Raw genomic sequence first — 20,181 nt, forward strand, 5'->3', positions numbered from 1 at the left:
CTACGCCTTACCGGGTCTACGGTTCTAAAAAGTAGGCCGGGTAAGCGACAGCGCCACCCGGCAAAACCCTACCTTGTGATCCACAGCGTGGGCCAGGCATCTGGCCCATTCCAGTTATCACAGCTTGGCTCTTCCGCGTAGCGTACCAGGCGGAAGCGCTGGCCGTTATAACGCCAGCGGGTCTGGATCCCACAGTCGCCAATCCCGCGTCCCAGCGCCAGCGTGGTCAGCTCGCGCGTTTTTTCGTCGAAGCTGGCATTCATCAGCTCCATGTCGCTACTCTGGCTGGAAGGGGTAAACGGCAGACGCAATCTCACGCTCCTGGCCGAAAATGGTTTTTTACGCGACACCAGCCACGCCAGGTCGACGGTGTTGTACGCCCCCGCCTCACAGCTGATGATCATCAGCGCTTTGTCATCGGTCAGCGCGGTCACGCGCACTTCACGCCGGTTCGGATCGAGAGAGCACTGGCTGTGGTTCATGCGCCAGGTACCGTAATCCAGCAGATCGTTGAGTTCGTTATGCGTCAGCGGCGTTGGCGTGGGGTTCACCACCGCCACCTTTTTTAATGCCGGCGCAGGCGGCACGCTCAGCGGTGGACTATCCCCTTTTTTAATCCACGCCGTTTCACTTCCGACGCGTTTTTGCTGGGCATCGATAAACAGCAGCGCCGCTTTCAGACCGGCCAGAGAAATTGTCTGCTTCCCCCCGCGCAGGGTCAGCGCCTGCCCTTCCTGAATGGTTTTCAGAAACATGGTGATGGTGGCCGTATCGTCTGTTTTAAGATGCCAGGGGGCTAACTGCCAGTGTTGCGACGTGAGTTTAAGCGGCACATTGTCGAGCAGCAGGCGCGGGGCGATGTCAGGCTCTTTCACCGGAGGCGCTGAAAGCCCGCCGAGATCGATGCGCAGGCTGGCGTCCGTTTTTGCCCCCGCACTGCGGCTCAGCGTCATGACCAGACCGCGATGCTCGCCAGTGTTGCGCGCTACGCAGAAGTTCTGGTTATTGCAGGTCACCTGCCAGTCAGAAAAAGACTGCTGCGCAGGCGCAGCCCACACCCGAGGCGCGGGAAGCACGCAAATGAAGAAGAGAAGAAAAACGCAGTAGCGCATGAACGGCACAGCCCCGGAAACGAATAGGTCAATCTGGGGCGTATCTTCGTGCCCTGGGCGGGCTGGCTCAATCGGATTTATCGGATAGATTTATCTGAAATACAACTTATCGCGCTGCCGCCGCCGCATTCATCAGCCCGGTGGTTTGCAGATACTGCAACAGGATCACCGCTTTACCGTCGCGGATCTCGCCGCGTTTCACCATGTCGACAGCCTGCGCGAAAGGCATTTCCAGCACTTCAATGTCTTCATCGTCCACGCCGCCGCCCCGGTGCGTGCGCTGGGCATCGGTATATTCCGCAATGAAGAAGTGGATCAGCTCGGTAACCCCGCCAGGGGACATAAACAGCTCAAAGACTTTCTGCACCGCCCCCACTTCAAAGCCCGTCTCCTCAATGGCTTCTTTGCGGATACACACTTCCGGCTCATCGTCATCCAGCAGACCTGCACAGGTTTCAATCAGCCGTCCGTCCGCGTTGCCATTGACCCATGTCGCGATGCGAAACTGGCGGATCAGCACCACGCTTTGCTTTTCACGGTTATACAGCAGAATGGTTGCACCATTGCCCCGGTCGTAGACTTCGCGTTTATGGCGAATGACGTCCCCGTTCTTACGGGTAAGATCGTAAGTGATGTTACGCAGGACAAAGTAATTTTCAGAAAGGATTTTGTCTTTAATAACGCTAATGTTCAGGGACATACGGGCTCCACGGCAAAATGAGTCTGTTTATACTACGCCGTGAAGCTCGCTTTGTCGCCCGTCTGCGTTAATGCATGTTGCGCGGCGGCACGCCAAGCCAGTCCATGATCCCCTGCGCGGCATGGCGCCCTTCCGCCATCGCGGTGACCACCAGATCCGCACCGCGTACCGCATCACCGCCAGCAAAAATCTGCGGATTCGAGGTCTGGTAGCGATAACGGCTCTCCACGGAGGCCCTGATGCGCCCCCAGTCGTCGGTGTCGACGCCCTGCGCCTGAAGCCACGGCATGGCGTGCGGATTAAACCCAAACGCCATGATCACCGCATCCGCTGGCATAACAAACTCACTGCCCGCCACCGTGACAGGAAGCCGCCGCCCCTGCGCATCCGGCTCACCCAGACGGGTGCGCAGCATCCGGATACCGTTCACCTTCCCGTCGGTATCCAGCGTGAGCTCAACCGGCTGGACATTAAATTCAAACGCCGCGCCCTCTTCTTTCGCGTTTTTAACCTCTTTCTTTGAGCCCGGCATGTTGGCCTCGTCCCGGCGATAGGCGCAGGTGACTTTCGCCGCGCCATGTCGCAGCGCGGTGCGCACGCAGTCCATCGCCGTATCGCCCCCGCCGAGCACCACCACGTTTAAACCCTGTGTGTCGATAAACGGTTCGTCTGCGGCAGGATCAAGGCCCATCACGTTCCGCGTGTTTGCCACTAAAAACGGCAGCGCGTCGTACACACCCGGCGCGTCTTCGTGAGGGATACCCGCTTTCATGGAACGATAGGTCCCTACGCCGATGAACAGGGCATCGTAGTCGTTTTGCAGTTGGGCCATCGACACGTCTTTTCCCACCTCGCAGTTCAGCTCGAAGCGGATGCCCATCGCGCTGAATATCTCTCTGCGCCGCGCTAACAGGGATTTATCCAGCTTGAAGGCCGGAATACCAAAGGTCAGCAATCCGCCGATTTCCGGATGGCGGTCGTAGACCGTCACGCCGACGCCGCTGCGCACCAGCACGTCGGCGCAGGCCAGCCCTGCCGGACCGGCGCCGATGATGGCGACGCGCTTACCGACCGGCTTAACGTGGCTGACGTCCGGCGTCCAGCCCATCGCCAGCGCCCGATCCGAGATATACCGTTCGATATTACCGATGGTTACTGCCCCTGACGCATCCCGCAGGGTGCAGGCGCCTTCACATAATCGATCCTGTGGGCAGACGCGGCCGGTAATTTCCGGTAAACAGTTAGTCTGGTGAGAAAGCTCAGCCGCACCGACGATATCCCCCGCCCCGATCCGCTCAATCCACTGGGGAATGTGGTTATGCAGCGGGCAGGTCCACTCGCAAATGCTATGCTCGCCACATTTCAGGCACCGGGATGCCTCACGCTGCGCCTGTTCCGGGCGAAACGGCAGGTAGATCTCGTTAAAATGGTATGCGCGTGCTTCGGGGCTGAGCTTATCCGGCTCACCGCGCGCCGGGGTGTTTTGCATCTGTTGCCGTTTGGTTTGCGGAGGGGCTGACTGAACCGCCTCGCTGTGCCACGGCAGCGCGTCCAGCCTTGCGCTGCGCTGTCGGCGCTGCTTAACCAGCTTATCCAGTACGGCTGGGGTGGCGAGCGTAAGCACCTCCGCCGGGCAGTTTTCCACGCAGGCCGGGCCTTGCGGCCTTTCCAGGCAGAGGTCGCATTTGTGCGCCGAGGCCTTAACGCTGTCGTTTTCCAGCGGGGCGATCAGCATGTCCATCGTGCCAAACGGACAGGCCACCACGCAGGCTTTACAGCCAATGCATTTTTGTTGATTGACCTGTACGCTGTCGTTGTGTTGCGTGATGGCTCCGTTCGGGCAGCTTTGCGCGCAGGGCGCATTTTCACAGTGGTGGCAGGTCACGGGACTTTTTCGCAAGCCAGAAGTAAGGACCGTAATGCGGGGATGAAAATGGCGCTCGCTCAGCGCGTGCTGTTCCCCGTTGTGCGCCATCACACAGGCGACTTCGCAGGCGCGACAACCGATACACTGCTGAGCATTGGCCATAATAAAACGATTCATAACAACACCTGTTTTTGGTTCAATAACCTTATTCTTTCTATTGTTATCGTATTTACCCACAGCGGCATGGCGACGCAATGTTCAAATGCCCAGGAAGCCGAACTATTTCCAGTGAACCTGTGGCAGATCAATTTAATTCAGGAAGCTGATGAGTGACCGTTAAACGCCCCGTATCGGGAAGCCTGGCTCGGGCTTTCTTTTCGATGATTGTCTTGTCCGTTCTGATCAGCGCCATTGCGCTGGTCACACTCGCCAGCAGCCAGCGCGACGCCGAGGCGATTAACATCGCCGGCTCGCTGCGTATGCAGAGCTACCGCCTGGGCTACGAAATGCAGCGCGCCGGCCCATCGCTGGCAGAGCACCGCGCGGTCTGGCAAAAAACGCTGAGCGCGCCTGCGTTGCAGAAGCTAAACCGCTGGTATGTGCCAGAGGACGTCAAACAGCGTTACCAGCAGTTGCACCTTGGCTGGCAGGAGATGGACACGCGCATCGCCAGCGGCGATACCGGATGGTATCAGAACCACATAGAGGATTTCGTGGGCCGGATAGATGCCTTTGTGCTGGCGCTACAGCACTACACCGAACATAAAATTCAGCTGGTGATTTTCATGTCGCTGACGGGTGGCCTGGGCATCCTGCTGCTGGCGGTGGTGACCCTGCGGCGCATCCGCCGTCAGGTTGTGCTGCCGCTGAATAATCTGGTGGCGGCGAGCGAGCGTATCGAACAGGGGCAATTCGACACTCCCGCGCCGGATACTACGCTTCCCAACGAGCTGGGCCAGCTTTCCCGCGCCTTCAACCATATGTCGGCGGAATTACACACCCTGTACCGTTCACTTGAGCGCTCCGTTGCTGAAAAAACCCGCCACCTGAATGAAGCGCATCAGCAGCTCGAAATGCTGTTCAAATGCTCACAGGCGTTGAATACCGGGCAGATAGACAGCCACTGCTTCCGGCATATTTTGCAGATTGTGCATGACTATACGCAGATGAATTACCTGCAATTGCGCACCAGTGACGACTGGCAGCTTTACGAAGGACAGGAGTCCCCGGGCGAGAAAATGCACAATTTACCGGTGTTAATGCAGGACACCCTGTACGGCGAACTGCGCTGGCAAAGCGCGACCGGGGATGTTCCGCTGCCGCTCATGGAAAGCGTGGCGACGATGCTGGGCCGGGGGATCTATTTCAATCAGGCGCAGAAACATTATCAGCAGCTGCTGCTGATGGAGGAGCGCGCCACCATCGCGCGCGAGCTGCATGATTCGCTGGCGCAGGTGCTCTCCTATTTGCGTATTCAGCTTACGCTGCTGAAGCATGCCGTGCCGGGCGACAATGCTCCGGCGCAGACCATCATTACGGACTTTTCCCGCGAGCTGAATAATGCCTGGCATCAGCTACGCGAGCTGCTCACCACCTTCCGCCTGACGCTCAATCACGCCAATCTTCCTGCCGCGCTACAGGAGTCTCTCGACGGGTTGCAAAGCCAGACCCGCGCGAAGCTGGTGCTCGACTGCCGTCTCTCATCGCTGGCGCTGGACGCACAAAAACAGGTGCACCTCTTACAGATTGTGCGTGAGGCAGTGCTGAATGCGATTAAACATGCCGACGCGAGCGAGATTGTGGTCAGCTGCGTCACCACCGCGGACGGCACTCACACGGTCACGATCCGCGACAACGGCATTGGTATCGGCGACGCCAGTGAACCGCCGGGGCATTACGGGCTGAATATCATGCGCGAACGCGCGGGACGGCTCGGCGGGACATTACACTTTTCTCAGCCGCCACAGGGCGGCACACAGGTCAGCGTAACGTTCCGGACGCCTGCGGCCCAGGCTGAAAAATAGCGAGAAAGAAGGCGCGCTGAAAAAAGCGCATGATAATTTACATTATCTCCTTTATTTCTCCACGTTTGACCTGGGCCTTACCGCTAAAGTTAGGCGGGCAATAAACAATAATGACGTGCAGCAAAACGAGGTCACACTTTAATGGCGAATTTTTTCATCGATCGCCCCATTTTTGCCTGGGTGCTTGCAATCCTGTTGTGTCTGACGGGTGTCCTGGCGATTACGTCCCTTCCTGTTGAGCAATACCCTGACCTCGCGCCCCCCAACGTGCGTATCACGGCGAACTACCCTGGCGCCTCGGCACAGACGCTGGAAAATACCGTCACCCAGGTTATCGAGCAGAACATGACGGGTCTCGATAACCTGATGTACATGTCCTCACAGAGCAGCGCCACGGGCCAGGCGACGGTAACCCTGAGCTTTACGGCGGGCACGGATCCGGATGAAGCGGTGCAGCAGGTGCAAAACCAGCTGCAATCGGCCCTGCGTAAACTGCCTCAGGCGGTGCAGAACCAGGGGGTGACCGTGCGTAAAACCGGTGACACCAATATTTTGACCATCGCGTTTGTTTCAACCGATGGCTCAATGGATAAGCAGGACATAGCGGACTACGTCGCCAGTAATATTCAGGACCCGCTCAGCCGTATCAACGGCGTGGGTGATATCGACGCCTACGGCTCGCAGTACTCCATGCGTATCTGGCTGGATCCCAACAAGCTGAACAGCGTGCAGATGACCGCCAAAGATGTCACCGACGCTATCGAATCGCAGAACGCCCAGATTGCCGTGGGGCAGCTCGGCGGTACGCCGTCCGTGGACAACCAGGCGCTTAACGCCACCATCAACTCCCAGTCGCTGCTCCAGACACCTGAACAGTTCCGCAATATCACGCTACGCGTGAATCAGGACGGTTCGGAAGTGCGTCTGGGGGATGTCGCCACCGTGGAAATGGGGGCGGAAAAATATGACTACCTGAGCCGCTTCAACGGCAATGCCGCGTCCGGGCTGGGGGTGAAACTGGCCTCCGGCGCCAACGAAATGGCGACCGCGCAGCGGGTGCTAGAGCGTCTGGATGAGCTGTCGCATTTCTTCCCGCACGGACTGGAGTACAAAGTCGCCTACGAAACCACCTCGTTCGTAAAAGCCTCCATCGAAGATGTGGTGAAAACCCTGCTCGAAGCTATCGCGCTGGTGTTCCTCGTGATGTACCTGTTCCTGCAAAACTTCCGCGCTACGCTGATCCCCACGATTGCGGTGCCGGTGGTGCTGTTGGGTACCTTTGCGGTGCTGTATGCCTTCGGTTACAGCATCAACACCCTGACCATGTTCGCCATGGTGCTGGCCATCGGTCTGCTGGTGGATGATGCCATCGTGGTGGTGGAAAACGTTGAGCGCATCATGAGCGAGGAAGGGCTTTCGCCCCGCGAGGCCACGCGCAAATCGATGGGACAGATTCAGGGCGCGCTGGTCGGTATCGCCATGGTGCTGTCGGCGGTATTTATCCCGATGGCGTTTTTTGGCGGCACCACGGGCGCGATTTATCGCCAGTTCTCGATCACCATCGTCTCTGCAATGGTGCTCTCCGTACTGGTGGCGATGATCCTTACCCCTGCCCTGTGCGCGACGCTGCTGAAACCGCTGCATAAGGGCGAACACCACGGTCAAAAAGGCTTCTTCGGCTGGTTTAACCGCATGTTTAACCGCAATGCGGCGCGCTATGAAGCGGGCGTGGGTAAAGTACTGCACCGCAGCGTGCGCTGGATGGTGGTTTATGTCCTGCTGCTCGGCGGCATGGTCTTCCTGTTCCTGCGGCTGCCAACCTCGTTCCTGCCGCTGGAAGATCGCGGCATGTTTATCACCTCCGTACAGTTACCCAGCGGCTCGACCCAGCAGCAGACCCTGAAAGTGGTGCAGAAGGTTGAGAACTACTTCCATACTCAGGAGAAAGATAACGTGGTCTCCGTCTTCTCCACCGTCGGCTCTGGCCCTGGCGGTAACGGGCAGAACGTGGCGCGTATGTTTGTGCGCCTGAAAGACTGGGACCAGCGCGACAGCGATACCGGCTCCTCCTTTGCCATCATTGAGCGTGCAACCAAAGCGTTCAACAAAATCAAGGAAGCGCGCGTTTTCGCCAGCAGCCCGCCCGCCATCAGCGGCCTGGGCAGCTCAGCCGGGTTTGATATGGAGCTTCAGGATCACGCGGGTGCCGGGCATGACGCGTTGATGGCTGCTCGCGACAAGCTGCTGGAGCTGGCCGGGAAAGATCCGCAGCTTACCCGCGTTCGTCATAACGGTCTGGATGACAGCCCTCAGCTACAGGTGGATATTGACCAGCGTAAAGCGCAGGCGCTGGGCGTCTCCATCGACGACATTAACGACACCCTGCAAACGGCATGGGGCTCAAGCTACGTGAATGACTTTATGGATCGCGGCCGCGTGAAGAAGGTCTACGTTCAGTCTGCCGCCAAATACCGCATGCTGCCGGACGATATCAACCGCTGGTATGTGCGCAATAACACCGGCGGCATGGTGCCGTTCTCGGCGTTTGCGACGTCACGCTGGGAGACCGGTTCACCGCGTCTGGAGCGTTACAACGGCTATTCGGCGCTGGAGATTGTCGGTGAAGCCGCGCCGGGCGTCAGTACCGGTACCGCAATGGATATAATGGAAAAACTGGTTCAGCATTTACCGACCGGCTTTGGCCTGGAGTGGACGGCGATGTCCTACCAGGAACGGCTTTCCGGCGCTCAGGCGCCTGCCTTGTATGCCCTTTCGCTGCTGGTGGTGTTCCTCTGTCTGGCGGCGCTGTATGAAAGCTGGTCAGTGCCGTTCTCGGTGATGCTGGTGGTGCCTCTCGGGGTCATCGGAGCGCTGCTGGCAACCTGGATGCGCGGCCTGGAAAATGATGTCTATTTCCAGGTCGGACTCCTCACCGTAATCGGATTGTCGGCGAAAAACGCCATTCTGATCGTCGAATTTGCCAATGAGATGAATGCCAAAGGTCACGAACTGATGGCCGCCACGCTGCACGCCTGTCGTCAGCGCCTGCGTCCGATCCTGATGACCTCTCTGGCGTTTGTGTTTGGCGTCCTGCCGATGGCCACCAGCTCCGGCGCAGGCTCCAGCAGCCAGCACGCGGTGGGAACGGGCGTTATGGGGGGAATGATTTCGGCGACGATTCTGGCTATCTATTTCGTACCGCTGTTCTTTGTGCTGGTACGCCGTCGTTTCCCGCTGAAGGATAAGCCGGAATAACACGTTGAAATAAAAAAGGCGGCTTTACAGGCCGCCTTTTTATTGTGTGATTCTTTCACACTATGGTTATTTTAGTTAATTAAGTGCTCTTGCATTTCTTACCGGAAATTCATTTACGAAGCATGCCTTCGATAAAATCTTTCCAGTTCCCCAGTTCACGTTCAATCATAACAACCTCTCTTATTATTATGTGCATTCTACGAAAACGTATCATCATTGTGAAGCCACTTTAACCGATTGCTGTGATTGAGCCCCGCTGTACTGGTAGGTTTAGGATCACTATGAGCGTTGTCGGGTAAATTTTATGTGACCTACAGCAATATTTTGAAATAGTCGGAAAAATGACAGCATTTTTAATTTCCCCCTGAGTTTATTGGCAATTTAAACAGGGTGGACAACTATGCTTAAAAGATGAAAGACTATTCAGCTTACAGCTGTTCGTTGAATTATGGAGAATTGTAAATCCCGAAAAATTCCGAATGTGTTATATTCCACTTAAGGATATATCTTCGAAAATATTGAACATTTAATCCACAAAAGAACAAAAGGATTCACTATGGTTGTGATGTACGGCATTAAGAATTGCGACACGATAAAAAAAGCCCGCCGCTGGCTGGAAGCACACAACATCGACTATCGCTTCCACGATTACCGTGCCGACGGGCTTGACCCCGCGTTTCTCCATTCCGCCATCAACGAACTGGGGTGGGAAGCGCTACTGAATACCCGCGGGACCACCTGGCGAAAACTGGATGAATCTCTCCGGGCCACGATCAACGACGCCGACAGCGCAGCCAAACTGATGCTTGAAATGCCGGCAATCATCAAACGCCCATTGCTCTGCAAGCCAGGTCAGCCTATGCTGCTGGGTTTCAGTGAAACCCTTTATTCAGATTTATTCGTTGAGGTGTAGTCTATGTCATGCCCGGTCATTGAGCTGACTCAGCAGCTTATTCGCCGTCCTTCCCTTAGCCCGGACGACGCAGGTTGTCAGGCATTAATGATTGAGCGCCTGCGTGCCATCGGTTTTACCGTGGAGCACATGGATTTTGGCGATACGCAGAACTTCTGGGCATGGCGCGGTCAGGGAGAGACGCTGGCGTTTGCCGGACATACTGACGTAGTTCCCGCAGGCGACGCAGACCGCTGGATCAACCCGCCTTTTGAGCCGACCATCCGCGACGGCATGCTTTTCGGACGCGGCGCTGCGGACATGAAAGGTTCTCTGGCTGCGATGGTCGTGGCGGCAGAGCGTTTCGTCGCCCAGCATCCGAACCATAAAAACCGTCTTGCGTTTTTGATTACCTCCGATGAAGAAGCCAGCGCCCACAACGGCACCGTGAAGGTCGTTGAGGCCCTGATGGCGCGCAATGAACGTCTGGACTACTGTCTGGTGGGCGAACCGTCCAGCACCGAAGTGGTGGGCGATGTGGTGAAAAATGGCCGCCGTGGATCCCTGACCTGTAATTTGACTATTCATGGCGTGCAGGGCCACGTTGCCTATCCACACCTGGCGGATAACCCGGTACACCGCGCCGCGCCGATGCTGAACGAACTGGTAGGCATTGAATGGGATAAAGGCAACGAATTTTTCCCGCCAACCAGCATGCAGATAGCCAACATCAAGGCCGGCACCGGCAGCAACAACGTCATTCCCGGCGATCTCTTCGTCCAGTTTAACTTCCGCTTCAGCACCGAACTGACCGACGAGATGATCAAAGCGCGCGTGATTGCGCTGCTCGAGAAATATCAGCTGCGCTATACCCTCGACTGGTGGCTGTCTGGCCAGCCGTTCCTGACGCAGCGCGGTAAACTGGTGGATGCGGTGGTGAACGCCATTGCGCACTATAATGAAATTAAGCCACAGCTGCTGACAACGGGCGGCACGTCTGACGGACGCTTTATCGCCCGCATGGGCGCACAGGTTGTCGAACTGGGTCCGGTTAACGCGACGATTCACAAAATCAATGAATGCGTGAACGCTGCCGATTTACAACTGCTGGCCCGCATGTATCAACGTATTATGGAGCAGCTCGTCGCCTGACGGGTGCTTAAAGAGGATTAGCGAATGGACTGGCTTTCAAAGTACTGGTGGATTCTGGTGTTGGTATTTCTGGTAGGCGTGCTGCTTAACGTGATTAAAGATCTCAAGCGCGTTGACCATAAAAAGTTCCTTGCCAACAAACCGGATCTTCCGCCGCACCGTGATTTTAACGACAAGTGGGACGATGAAGACGACTGGCCGAAGAAGGACCAGAAGAATTGATCGCTCTGTTTCCCCTCTCCCTACAGAGAGGGGGACACCTCACAAAAACTCGACGATATCATCGTCATTCGGCTTACCGCCGCTGAGCGCTTCATCAAAGTAGTGTTTCGGTACGGTATAACGCAGATGATCGAGCGCGAACTGCATGCTGCGATCGTCAATGGCATGCCCCAGATCGTCTACGATATCCAGCGTCACATCTCCGCCCTCGCGCATCAGCGTCTCCTGGGCAGCCACCGCATGCGAAAGCTCAATTACCCGGTCTTCCCCCCCATGAATGAGATGGATCGTGGTCTGCGTGGTCGCGCTTTGCGGTAACGTCGCAAAACGCCCGTTAAAGGCAATCACGCGGGACACCAGTCCGGGCTGCGCTTTTACGCTTTCCAGCGACATGATTGAGCCCTGAGAGAAGCCAATCAGCGCCGTTGCGTCGGCGCCTACGCCGCTCTGCTGCTGCCAGTAACGTACGGTATCGATAAAGGCTGGCATAGCGGCATCAATACGCGCCTGACGATTCTCCTCCGTCACGCCCTCGACGGAAAACCACTGCCGCCCGTCCGGACCGCACGGCTCCACGCCGCCGATGCTGACGATCAGCGCGTGTGGGAAAACGGGTGCAAACCAGCTGCCAATCTGTCCCATATTGACGGCATTGTCGCCCACGCCATGAAACAGAAGCAGGAGCTGTTTAGCAGGGGTATCCGGGCTTTGCACAACAAAATGGTCATGTTTCATGGCGATCTCCTTAATTGATAAGCAGGATTTTACGCCTCTGCGGGGTAATGACCATGCCACTTTACTGAAGAACTCATTGAAAAAATTGCCATTGCAAAATGTCGGCTTTCAGCTGCTGGCTACGGGAGTAATCAAGCCTTTCAAGCGCGTGAGCGGTTTCCTCGCGTAGCTTCGCCAGCAACGCTTTGCGCCCGAAATCGTGCGTATTCCCTTCCATTTTCCCCCGCAGTGCCGGGAGCGGCATGTCCACGGCTAACAACAACCGCGTCAGCGCCGCAACCGAAGTTGAAAACGCCCGGTGAGCAAAGGCAAACCCCGCCAGCTCCAGCCAGTCGTCACTATTAAGGGTAGCTTCCCATGCATCCGTCACCGGGATCTTTTCGCCATTCCAGGCCGACAGGACGCGCATATCACGACATAACCGCTGATGCGCCTGTTCGCAGAGCTGATGCCCCGCCTCGCTCAGCGGCAGCAACGCCATCGCCGTATAGCACCCGCTGCTGGCTTCCCGGTGGCTGCCCATTCGCACCAGCACAAACCCGCACTGCCGCCAGAAACGCCACAGCTCGTCGGTATAGCCAAAGCTGACCGAGAGATAATCTTCTCCGCTGGCACTGCGGATCAGCCGCTGGCCGATGCCTTCCCGCTGGCGATGGGGATGAACCGCAATGCGGCTGACGCGTCGGCCTTTCAGCGTCGCCGCGAGCGGCGAGCCGCCGTGCGCTGCCAGCGACTGCGCCACCAGATTTCCACGCGGCCGACGAAAGCCCGCCCAGACTGCGCGGCTAAGTTCAGGGGGTAATCCCCCCTCCTCCACCAGCCAGAGCGCGCCCGCGATCTCCGCGCCCGCCTGAGCAACAGCAAAGTGCTGGCCGGGGGCGTCCATCATCCGGCGTAAATCGAGGGGTGACGTCCGGTAGTGCGCGGCGCAAAGCAGTTCATACACGCCTGCCCCGCGCGTCGGATCGCTCTCCCACATCCCGGGCTCCAGCGACGTTAAACGTACCTCGCCTTCCGGTTTGCGATCGATAAGCGCATCGTCGAACAGCAGCGCGTTCGCCACTATCCGCTCAAGGGGACATCCGGCAGCCCAGCGAACAGGCGTGGATAAGGTATAACGCCGCAGCCCGCTGAACCGGGCGCAGAACTTCAGCAGGAATCCCCTGCCCGTGCCTTCATAACCCTGCACCGTGGTGGTCAGCAACACGCGGGGAAAGCGCGACGCCAGCTTCTCCAGCAGCGGGCCGGGGATGGCGGCCGCCTCATCGACAATCAGCCAGTCAGCTTCTGTTGTGGAGGCCAGCAGCGCATCCGGGGCCATAAAGTGAAAATGTTCCCCGGCGAAACGCACGATGACATCCGTCGCCCCTTTTGCCGGTGCCGTCACGACTGCACTCCCCTGAATGCCGTTCAGCAACATGCCCGCCAGGGCGGACTTTCCGCGTCCGCGCGGTGCCGTCACGGCGGCCACGCCCGCAGGCATGGTCAGAAGAGCGTCGAGGATCTCAGCTTGCTCGCGCTGCGGTTCACCGCTGGCAGGCTGCCAGGCGGGTAAATCTGGCGTAACGGGAAGGCACAGAGGACGATGTTGATGCCAGACGATGGCATCTGAATCGGCGGCAAGCGTCCGGCAAAAGTGGTGAACAAAGTGCGGGGTGGCGATCGGCTCGGCGCTGTCGCTCCAGCGTAGAGAATCCGCGTCGGGCCTGTTAGCCCAGACGGAGAACGGCGGCACCAGCAGCATCAGAAGGCTTCCGGCGCGCAGGGTCCCGCTGAGGGCGGCGAAGGCCGAGACGTCAAACCCGCGACGCGCGTCAAAAACGGCATGAAGGTATTCACGTCCCAGCAGGCCGCTGATGGCCTTAGAGGGGTTTTCCTCCAGCCACAGCCAGTCTCCTGGTAACGTATCGCGCAGAATGGTCGCCTGGCTCAACGTCCACGCTTCATCGCCGCTGAGCACCACCAGCCGGCGGTGCCCGGTACGCTGAAGCTGGTTGACCAGCTGTTCAAACCCCAACATCACATAGCTTTGCCGAAGGTATTACACTGCGACGGGTTGCCGCTGTCGAAGCCACGCTTAAACCAGCTGTAGCGCTGCTCTGAGGTGCCATGGGTAAAGCTGTCCGGCACAACGCGCCCCTGGCTCTGCTGCTGCAAGCGATCGTCACCAATCGCCTGTGCGGCATTCAGGGCCTCTTCCAGATCGCCTGTTTCCAGCACGCCCTGCTGCTGCATGCTGTGTCCCCAGACGCCAGCGAAGCAGTCGGCCTGAAGCTCCATGCGTACGGACAGACGATTCACCTCCGCCTGAGAAGCATTCTGCTGCATCTGACGCACTTTAGGCTCAATGCCGAGGAGCTTCTGCACGTGGTGGCCAACTTCATGCGCGATCACGTAGCCCTGGGCAAAATCGCCGTCGGCGCCCAGCTTGCTTTTCATGTCGTCATAGAAGGAGAGATCGATATAGACGGTGCTGTCCGCCGGGCAGTAGAACGGCCCCATAACGGACTGCCCGGTGCCGCAGCCGGTGCGGGTTGCGCCCCGGTACATCACCAGTTTTGGCGGCTGATAAGTCCGCCCCATTTTCTCGAACTGCTGACCCCAGGTATCTTCGGTCGTCGCGAGAATAACGGAAGTAAATTTCGCCGCTTCATCTTCATTCGGGCTGATGGAGCGCTGAGAATACTGCTGCTGTTGCCCGGTTTCACCGGTCATCAAACCGGTCAGGTCGACGCCGTAGTAGCCCGCCACCAGCACGACGACCAGCAGAATAATGCCGCCCTTGCCGCTGGGTAACCGGAAACCTGGCCCGCCCATAGACGGACCACCGCCACCACTGCTGCGTCTGTCTTCTACGTTGTCACTTTCACGACGCCCTTGCCAGCGCATAAACACCTCGAACTATTCCATTTATAATAGCTATGATCGTAGGCGGTTAATGAAAGGATTACCATAGTAAACAAGGATAAGACGCCAAAGGATGCCAACATCCTTTGGCAAATGCGCAGTTTAGTCGAGCTTAACGCCTAAACGGTGAGCAACCGCTTCGTACGCTTCGACCACGCCACCCAGACTCTGGCGGAAACGGTCTTTGTCCATTTTATCCAGCGTCTCTTTGTCCCACAGGCGGCTGCCGTCCGGCGAGAATTCGTCGCCCAGCACCACTTCGCCCTTGTACAGACCGAACTCCAGCTTGAAGTCGACCAGGATCAGGCCCGCGTCATCAAACAGCTTTTTCAGCACGTCATTGGCTTTGTAGGTCAGTTCCTGCATGCGCGCCAGGTTCTCTTTGCTTACCCAGCCGAAGGTTTCGCAGTAGGATTCGTTGACCATCGGGTCGTGCATGGCGTCGTTTTTCAGGAACAGATCGAACAGCGGTGGATTCAGTTCGATACCCTCTTCAATGCCCAGACGCTTCACCAGGGAGCCTGCGGCACGGTTACGGATCACGCACTCAACCGGCACCATATCCAGTTTTTTTACCAGACATTCCGTATCGGACAGCAACGCTTCCATCTGAGTCGGGATACCGGCTTCGGCCAGTTTGGTCATAATGAAGTGGTTGAACTTGTTGTTCACCATGCCCTTACGATCGAACTGCTCAATGCGTGCGCCGTCTCCTGCTGACGTATCATTGCGGAATTCGAGCACCAACAGATCCGGGTTTTCCGTGCTGTATACGGTTTTCGCTTTGCCACGATACAACTCAGCTTGCTTCTGCATCTTCATTACTCCTGGTGTGATGATTTGTGTTCAAAACTGGCCATATTATGCCACGCACACGTTTGCGTAGCACGAAAATAAAAAGGGCTGGATTAACCAGCCCTCACTATTATTTGCTGAATGCGGCCTGGAAGGCAGCGACCAGCGCATCGTTCTGCGCCTGGGTCAGCGTGTGTCCTTTCGGATCGATAAATTGCAGGCTGCTGCGGTTATCGAGGTCGCCAACCTGGATTTTGTAGTCACCGGAAGGCAGCTGTGGATCGCTTGCCCCCAGCTCCTGCCAGGCGCTATCAGACAGCGGCTTATAGGTCGCTGTGATGCTGCCCGTTGAACGGGTGCTGTCGGTCACCTTCATGCCCACTTTTTCAAGCGTTGCTGGCAGGCGCTGCCAGGTCTGATTAAACGGCGCACGCACCACCAGCATTGGCAGGCCGGTATCGTCTGCACCGCTCTGCACATCAAACGTTGAACCGTTACGGTTCTGCGCGGCGTTTGCGGCATCGGTAGCGTTTTTATCCAGACCTGCGGCAATCACGTTCAGCATTTCAGTGCTGTAGCGCTGCATGGCGGCCGGATCGGCAACCGGTTTACCTGCCTGCTCAAGATTCAACAGCTTAACGGTAACCGCCTGCTGATAACCCTGCGGCTTAACGGAGACTTGATAACGACCACGATACTGCTGGTCTTCATCGAGACGGTTCCACTCAATCCAGTCGGTGGTTAAGGTCTGGCTGGCGTCGTCGCGTTTATCAATCGTATAGTTTTTCGACTGAATAACGCTCACAACCTGCGGCCACAGCGTGGCACCGCGTGCGCTTTCCACCAGCAGAGACGCCGTATCACCGGTGAACTGGGTACGCGCCCCGCTCACCAGCGCCAGAGGCTGTGCTGGCGGACGAATATCAAGCGCCTTACCGACCAGACCGCTGCCGTTGGTCACGGGGATATTATAATCGCCGTTCTGAATCGGCAGGATCATACCAGCCGGTGCATGAAGTTCAGCAAGCGGGGTCGCATCCAGATAGGATTCATCACCGCTCACCTGGCGCTTGTAGCGCGAGTCTGAACTACAGGCAGCGAGCAGCATAACAAGCGAAACACTCGCAACCTTCGCCAGGCGCGACTTCTGTACTGAATAAGCCATCAAATCTCCCTAAACTTTACAGCAAACCGGCATGCTTCAGCGCTGCCCTGACGATGTCGCGACCGTGGTCGGTAATCGGTGTCATTGGCAAACGCAGCGTATCGGATGCTACAAGCCCCAACTCCTTACACGCCCATTTCACTGGGATCGGATTGGGTTCGACAAATAATTTATTGTGCAACGGCATCAAACGCTGATTAACGACACGCGCTTCATCAAAGTGACCGGCTGCGGCCAGTTTGCACATGTCAGCCATATCGCGCGCCGCAACGTTTGCCGTTACGGAGATCACGCCATGACCACCGAGCTGCATAAAGTCCAGCGCGGTCGCATCATCACCACTCAACAGGATAAAGTCGTCTGAAACCAGCTCTTTGATCTGATGAACGCGGCTTAAGTTCCCTGTCGCCTCTTTAATACCGATAATATTTTTTACTTCCGAGAGACGACCAACGGTTTCCGGCAGCATATCGCAGCCGGTACGGGACGGCACATTATACAGAATTTGTGGCAAGTCAGTATGTTCAGCGATGGCTTTGAAGTGCTGGAACAACCCTTCCTGAGTAGGACGGTTGTAGTAAGGGGTCACCGTCAGGCAGCCCACGATGCCGCTGTCGTTAAAACGTTGGGTCAGACTGATAGCTTCTGCGGTTGCGTTTGCCCCTGTTCCCGCGATAACCGGGATACGCCCGTCAGCCAGTTCCAGGGTCAGCATCACCACATCGCCGTGCTCTTCGTGGCTCAGCGTTGCAGATTCACCGGTAGTCCCTACCGAAACGATCGCCGAGGTTCCGTTGGCGACATGGTAATCAATGAGCTTCTTCATGCTTGACCGGCAGACATTACCTTTTTCATCCATCGGTGTAACAAGCGCGACAATACTTCCCGTGAACATGAGCCATCCTCTGTGCGAACAAGAGCCTCAATGTTACGTTTGGAACTGTAATAAAAGCAAGCGACCTGAGGCGCTCAGGCGGTTGTATGCATGTTTTTTTTATGCTTTCCTTAGGAAGACTTAACCATGCAAAGGAAGAACAGGTTTGACAACCTCATCACAACATTACCTGGTTATCACCGCGCTGGGTGCCGACAGACCGGGTATCGTGAACACCATCACCCGTCACGTGAGCAGCTGCGGCTGTAATATCGAAGACAGCCGCCTGGCGATGCTCGGCGAAGAGTTCACGTTTATCATGCTGCTGTCCGGAACATGGAATGCCATTACCCTTATCGAATCCACTTTGCCGCTGAAAGGCGCGGAGCTGGATTTGCTGATCGTCATGAAGCGCACCACCGCGCGCCCGCGTCCGGCTCTGCCTGCCACGGTCTGGGTACAGGTTGAAGTGCCTGATTCACCTCATCTGATTGAACGTTTTACGGCTCTGTTTGACAGCCATCAGATGAACATTGCCGAACTGGTTTCCCGCACGCAGCCGGGCGATGAAAACGCAATCCCGACGCTGTTTATTCAAATTACCGCACACAGCCCTGCCTCGCAGGATGCGTCAAATATCGAGCAAGCGTTCAAAGCCCTCTGTACAGAATTACACGCGCAAGGCAGTATAAGCGTCGTCGATTATTCGCAGCACGAACAGGATGGAGTTGAGTAATGAACCCACTGAAAGCCGGTGATATCGCACCGAAATTTAGCTTACCGGATCAAGACGGCGAGCAAGTAAATTTGACCGACTTCCAGGGACAGCGTGTTCTGGTCTATTTCTACCCGAAAGCCATGACCCCGGGCTGTACCGTACAGGCCTGCGGTCTACGCGACAACATGGATGAGTTGAAAAAGGTCGGTGTGGAAGTGCTGGGCATCAGCACCGATAAGCCAGAGAAGCTGTCACGCTTTGCGGAAAAAGAGCTGCTGAACTTCACGCTGCTTTCCGATGAAGACCACCAGGTTTGCGAGCAGTTTGGCGTCTGGGGTGAGAAGTCCTTTATGGGCAAAACGTACGACGGTATTCACCGCATCAGTTTCCTGATTGACGCTGACGGTAAAGTTGAGCACGTGTTTGATGATTTCAAAACCAGCAACCACCACGACGTGGTGTTGAAGTGGCTGAAAGAGAACGCGTGATCATTTTAGTGCCGGGTGGCGCTGCGCTTACCCGGCCTACAAGGTAAATGCAAAACGGTAGCATGCGCTACCGTTTTTAGTGTTTGCCCCCTCTCCCCGCGGGAGAGGGTTGGGGTGAGGGCATCAGCCCGCACTAAATCTACTTCTCTTCCACCGCTGGCACATCCGGCCACGCGTGGACCACGGCTTTAATCAGCGTCGCCAGCGGAATGGCGAAGAATACCCCCCAGAATCCCCACAGCCCGCCGAAAATCACCACTGACAGGATAATCACCAGCGGATGCAGGTTAACTGCTTCGGAGAACAGCACCGGTACCAGCAGGTTCCCGTCCAGTCCCTGAATAATCAGGTATACGGCGAAACAGCTCCAGAACTCCGTACCCAGACCAAACTGGAACAGCGCCACACCGACTACCGGAATGGTCACCACAAACGCGCCGATATACGGGATCAGAACCGAGAATCCGACCAGCACCGCCAGCAGCAGCGAGTAGTTCAGTCCGAAGATCACGAAGCCAATCCAGGTCGCCACGCCCACCACAATCATCTCCAGCACTTTGCCGCGAATGTAGTTGGTGATCTGCTGGTTCATCTCCTGCCAGACCTGACCGGCGAGACCGCGATTGCGCGGCAGCACGCGGCGCACCGCGTTCAGCATCTGCTCTTTATCTTTGACCAGGAAGAACACCATTAGCGGCACGAGAACAAGGTAAACCGCCAGCGTCAGCAGGCCTACCAGCGAGGCCAGAGAGTATTTCACCACCGAGTCACCCATGGTCATGATGCGGGCGCGCATGTTTTCGGCCATCGCATCGATGATCCCGGCGTCCATCAGCGCAGGATAGCGGCGCGGCAGCGTGGCGGCAAAATCAGACAGTTTATTCAGCATGCCGGGCATATCGCGGATCAGGTAGATCCCCTGTTGCCAGGCGATGGGCATCACCACGAAGGACATCAGCAGCAGAATGCCGACAAACAGCACCAGAACAATGCTGGTCGCCCAGCGGCGGGAACAGCCGATATGTTCCAGACGCGCGGTGGGCCACTCCAGCAGATACGCCAGCACAATCGCCACCAGTAGCGGCGCCAGCAGGCCACTAAAGAAGAACAGGATACCGAATCCGGCAACCAGAATGACCAGCAAAGCAATGGCTTCCGGGTCGCTAAACCGACGCCGATACCACTGCATTAACATTTCGAGCATACAACCCTTCCCTGAATCGAATGGCGGGAGTGAGAGGGTGAATTGTATCTAACTGTCACAAAAAAGACTTT

General features: G+C 56.9%; 18 protein-coding genes. 7 read left to right on the forward strand and 11 right to left on the reverse strand.

All coding sequences use genetic code 11. The features are described from left to right. Positions 1-68 precede the first annotated feature (68 nt). From ACQG1Y_RS16310 to aegA, 3 genes are all read right to left on the reverse strand, one after another. Positions 69-1,112 carry a DUF1176 domain-containing protein gene (locus ACQG1Y_RS16310; protein ID WP_368740555.1) on the reverse strand — a complete coding sequence of 348 codons (1,044 nt, stop codon included), beginning with the start codon at positions 1,110-1,112 and terminating at the stop codon, positions 69-71. Between the two features lie 106 nt (positions 1,113-1,218). Further along, the gene (nudK, locus tag ACQG1Y_RS16315; protein WP_368740554.1) at positions 1,219-1,812 is read right to left on the reverse strand and encodes a GDP-mannose pyrophosphatase NudK; all 594 of its coding nucleotides are present in this window, start codon (positions 1,810-1,812) and stop codon (positions 1,219-1,221) included. A gap of 67 nt (positions 1,813-1,879) precedes the next feature. Then, on the reverse strand, positions 1,880-3,856 hold the full coding sequence (gene aegA / locus ACQG1Y_RS16320) for a formate-dependent uric acid utilization protein AegA (RefSeq protein WP_368740553.1): 1,977 nt from the start codon (positions 3,854-3,856) through the stop codon (positions 1,880-1,882). Between the two features lie 152 nt (positions 3,857-4,008). Here aegA and narQ point away from each other — a divergent pair, with 152 nt between their 5' ends. Beyond that, on the forward strand, positions 4,009-5,703 hold the full coding sequence (narQ, locus tag ACQG1Y_RS16325; RefSeq protein ID WP_058689130.1) for a nitrate/nitrite two-component system sensor histidine kinase NarQ: 1,695 nt from the start codon (positions 4,009-4,011) through the stop codon (positions 5,701-5,703). Positions 5,704-5,844: 141 nt separating this feature from the next. Further along, entirely contained in the window at positions 5,845-8,958 is a 3,114-nt protein-coding gene (gene acrD / locus ACQG1Y_RS16330; RefSeq protein WP_039270216.1) for a multidrug efflux RND transporter permease AcrD, read from the forward strand. Positions 8,959-9,067: 109 nt separating this feature from the next. On the opposite strand, the gene ypfM is transcribed toward acrD, so the two are convergent. After that, positions 9,068-9,127 (reverse strand): protein YpfM, encoded by a 60-nt coding sequence (gene ypfM / locus ACQG1Y_RS16335; RefSeq protein ID WP_015572204.1) that lies wholly within the window; start codon positions 9,125-9,127, stop codon positions 9,068-9,070. Between the two features lie 387 nt (positions 9,128-9,514). On the opposite strand from ypfM, the gene ACQG1Y_RS16340 reads away from it, so the two are divergent. Genes ACQG1Y_RS16340 through ACQG1Y_RS16350 form a run of 3 tightly spaced genes read left to right on the forward strand, consistent with a single transcriptional unit; the run spans position 9,515 to position 11,224 of the window. Further along, entirely contained in the window at positions 9,515-9,871 is a 357-nt protein-coding gene (locus ACQG1Y_RS16340; RefSeq protein WP_015572203.1) for an ArsC family reductase, read from the forward strand. A gap of 3 nt (positions 9,872-9,874) precedes the next feature. Next, the gene (gene dapE, locus ACQG1Y_RS16345) at positions 9,875-11,002 is read left to right on the forward strand and encodes a succinyl-diaminopimelate desuccinylase (protein ID WP_017383496.1); all 1,128 of its coding nucleotides are present in this window, start codon (positions 9,875-9,877) and stop codon (positions 11,000-11,002) included. A 24-nt stretch (positions 11,003-11,026) separates the two neighbouring features. Continuing rightward, positions 11,027-11,224 carry a YpfN family protein gene (locus tag ACQG1Y_RS16350; protein ID WP_334280406.1) on the forward strand — a complete coding sequence of 66 codons (198 nt, stop codon included), beginning with the start codon at positions 11,027-11,029 and terminating at the stop codon, positions 11,222-11,224. A 39-nt stretch (positions 11,225-11,263) separates the two neighbouring features. Here the strand turns inward: ACQG1Y_RS16350 and ypfH are convergent, their stop codons facing one another. The 6 genes from ypfH to dapA form a co-directional block, all read right to left on the reverse strand. Beyond that, entirely contained in the window at positions 11,264-11,959 is a 696-nt protein-coding gene (ypfH, locus tag ACQG1Y_RS16355; RefSeq protein ID WP_045141741.1) for an esterase, read from the reverse strand. A gap of 73 nt (positions 11,960-12,032) precedes the next feature. Continuing rightward, positions 12,033-13,979, reverse strand: a complete 1,947-nt coding sequence (locus ACQG1Y_RS16360) for a tRNA(Met) cytidine acetyltransferase TmcA (RefSeq protein ID WP_160176818.1) — start codon at positions 13,977-13,979, stop codon at positions 12,033-12,035. After that, on the reverse strand, positions 13,979-14,848 hold the full coding sequence (gene ypfJ / locus ACQG1Y_RS16365) for a KPN_02809 family neutral zinc metallopeptidase (protein WP_001303362.1): 870 nt from the start codon (positions 14,846-14,848) through the stop codon (positions 13,979-13,981). The genes ACQG1Y_RS16360 and ypfJ overlap by 1 nt, the downstream gene beginning before the upstream one ends. Positions 14,849-14,968: 120 nt before the next feature. After that, on the reverse strand, positions 14,969-15,682 hold the full coding sequence (purC, locus tag ACQG1Y_RS16370) for a phosphoribosylaminoimidazolesuccinocarboxamide synthase (RefSeq protein ID WP_001171626.1): 714 nt from the start codon (positions 15,680-15,682) through the stop codon (positions 14,969-14,971). 109 nt (positions 15,683-15,791) lie between these two features. Further along, positions 15,792-16,826 (reverse strand): outer membrane protein assembly factor BamC, encoded by a 1,035-nt coding sequence (gene bamC / locus ACQG1Y_RS16375; RefSeq protein WP_368740552.1) that lies wholly within the window; start codon positions 16,824-16,826, stop codon positions 15,792-15,794. Between the two features lie 16 nt (positions 16,827-16,842). After that, entirely contained in the window at positions 16,843-17,721 is an 879-nt protein-coding gene (gene dapA, locus ACQG1Y_RS16380; RefSeq protein WP_368740551.1) for a 4-hydroxy-tetrahydrodipicolinate synthase, read from the reverse strand. A 145-nt stretch (positions 17,722-17,866) separates the two neighbouring features. Here dapA and ACQG1Y_RS16385 point away from each other — a divergent pair, with 145 nt between their 5' ends. After that, positions 17,867-18,436: a glycine cleavage system transcriptional repressor gene (locus ACQG1Y_RS16385; RefSeq protein ID WP_000213743.1), complete on the forward strand. Its 570-nt coding sequence runs from the start codon at positions 17,867-17,869 to the stop codon at positions 18,434-18,436. Continuing rightward, positions 18,436-18,906: a thioredoxin-dependent thiol peroxidase gene (bcp, locus tag ACQG1Y_RS16390; RefSeq protein WP_015572198.1), complete on the forward strand. Its 471-nt coding sequence runs from the start codon at positions 18,436-18,438 to the stop codon at positions 18,904-18,906. The genes ACQG1Y_RS16385 and bcp overlap by 1 nt, the downstream gene beginning before the upstream one ends. 139 nt (positions 18,907-19,045) lie before the next feature. Here the strand turns inward: bcp and ACQG1Y_RS16395 are convergent, their stop codons facing one another. Beyond that, positions 19,046-20,110 carry an AI-2E family transporter gene (locus ACQG1Y_RS16395; RefSeq protein WP_003860546.1) on the reverse strand — a complete coding sequence of 355 codons (1,065 nt, stop codon included), beginning with the start codon at positions 20,108-20,110 and terminating at the stop codon, positions 19,046-19,048. Between the last annotated feature and the right edge of the window lie 71 nt (positions 20,111-20,181).

The organism is Enterobacter cloacae complex sp. 397G4 (assembly GCF_050031515.1).
GTDB lineage: Bacteria > Pseudomonadota > Gammaproteobacteria > Enterobacterales > Enterobacteriaceae > Enterobacter > Enterobacter hormaechei_C.

Coding starts and splice junctions, on each gene's coding strand:
- purC (WP_001171626.1), bottom strand. CDS start 15,682: ATGCAGAAGCAAGCTGAGTTGTATCGTGGCAAAGCGAAAACCGTATAC.
- ypfH (WP_045141741.1), bottom strand. CDS start 11,959: ATGAAACATGACCATTTTGTTGTGCAAAGCCCGGATACCCCTGCTAAA.
- dapA (WP_368740551.1), bottom strand. CDS start 17,721: ATGTTCACGGGAAGTATTGTCGCGCTTGTTACACCGATGGATGAAAAA.
- aegA (WP_368740553.1), bottom strand. CDS start 3,856: ATGAATCGTTTTATTATGGCCAATGCTCAGCAGTGTATCGGTTGTCGC.
- ACQG1Y_RS16395 (WP_003860546.1), bottom strand. CDS start 20,110: ATGCTCGAAATGTTAATGCAGTGGTATCGGCGTCGGTTTAGCGACCCG.
- ACQG1Y_RS16360 (WP_160176818.1), bottom strand. CDS start 13,979: ATGTTGGGGTTTGAACAGCTGGTCAACCAGCTTCAGCGTACCGGGCAC.
- bamC (WP_368740552.1), bottom strand. CDS start 16,826: ATGGCTTATTCAGTACAGAAGTCGCGCCTGGCGAAGGTTGCGAGTGTT.
- acrD (WP_039270216.1), top strand. CDS start 5,845: ATGGCGAATTTTTTCATCGATCGCCCCATTTTTGCCTGGGTGCTTGCA.
- dapE (WP_017383496.1), top strand. CDS start 9,875: ATGTCATGCCCGGTCATTGAGCTGACTCAGCAGCTTATTCGCCGTCCT.
- bcp (WP_015572198.1), top strand. CDS start 18,436: ATGAACCCACTGAAAGCCGGTGATATCGCACCGAAATTTAGCTTACCG.
- ACQG1Y_RS16340 (WP_015572203.1), top strand. CDS start 9,515: ATGGTTGTGATGTACGGCATTAAGAATTGCGACACGATAAAAAAAGCC.
- ACQG1Y_RS16310 (WP_368740555.1), bottom strand. CDS start 1,112: ATGCGCTACTGCGTTTTTCTTCTCTTCTTCATTTGCGTGCTTCCCGCG.
- ACQG1Y_RS16350 (WP_334280406.1), top strand. CDS start 11,027: ATGGACTGGCTTTCAAAGTACTGGTGGATTCTGGTGTTGGTATTTCTG.
- ypfJ (WP_001303362.1), bottom strand. CDS start 14,848: ATGCGCTGGCAAGGGCGTCGTGAAAGTGACAACGTAGAAGACAGACGC.
- nudK (WP_368740554.1), bottom strand. CDS start 1,812: ATGTCCCTGAACATTAGCGTTATTAAAGACAAAATCCTTTCTGAAAAT.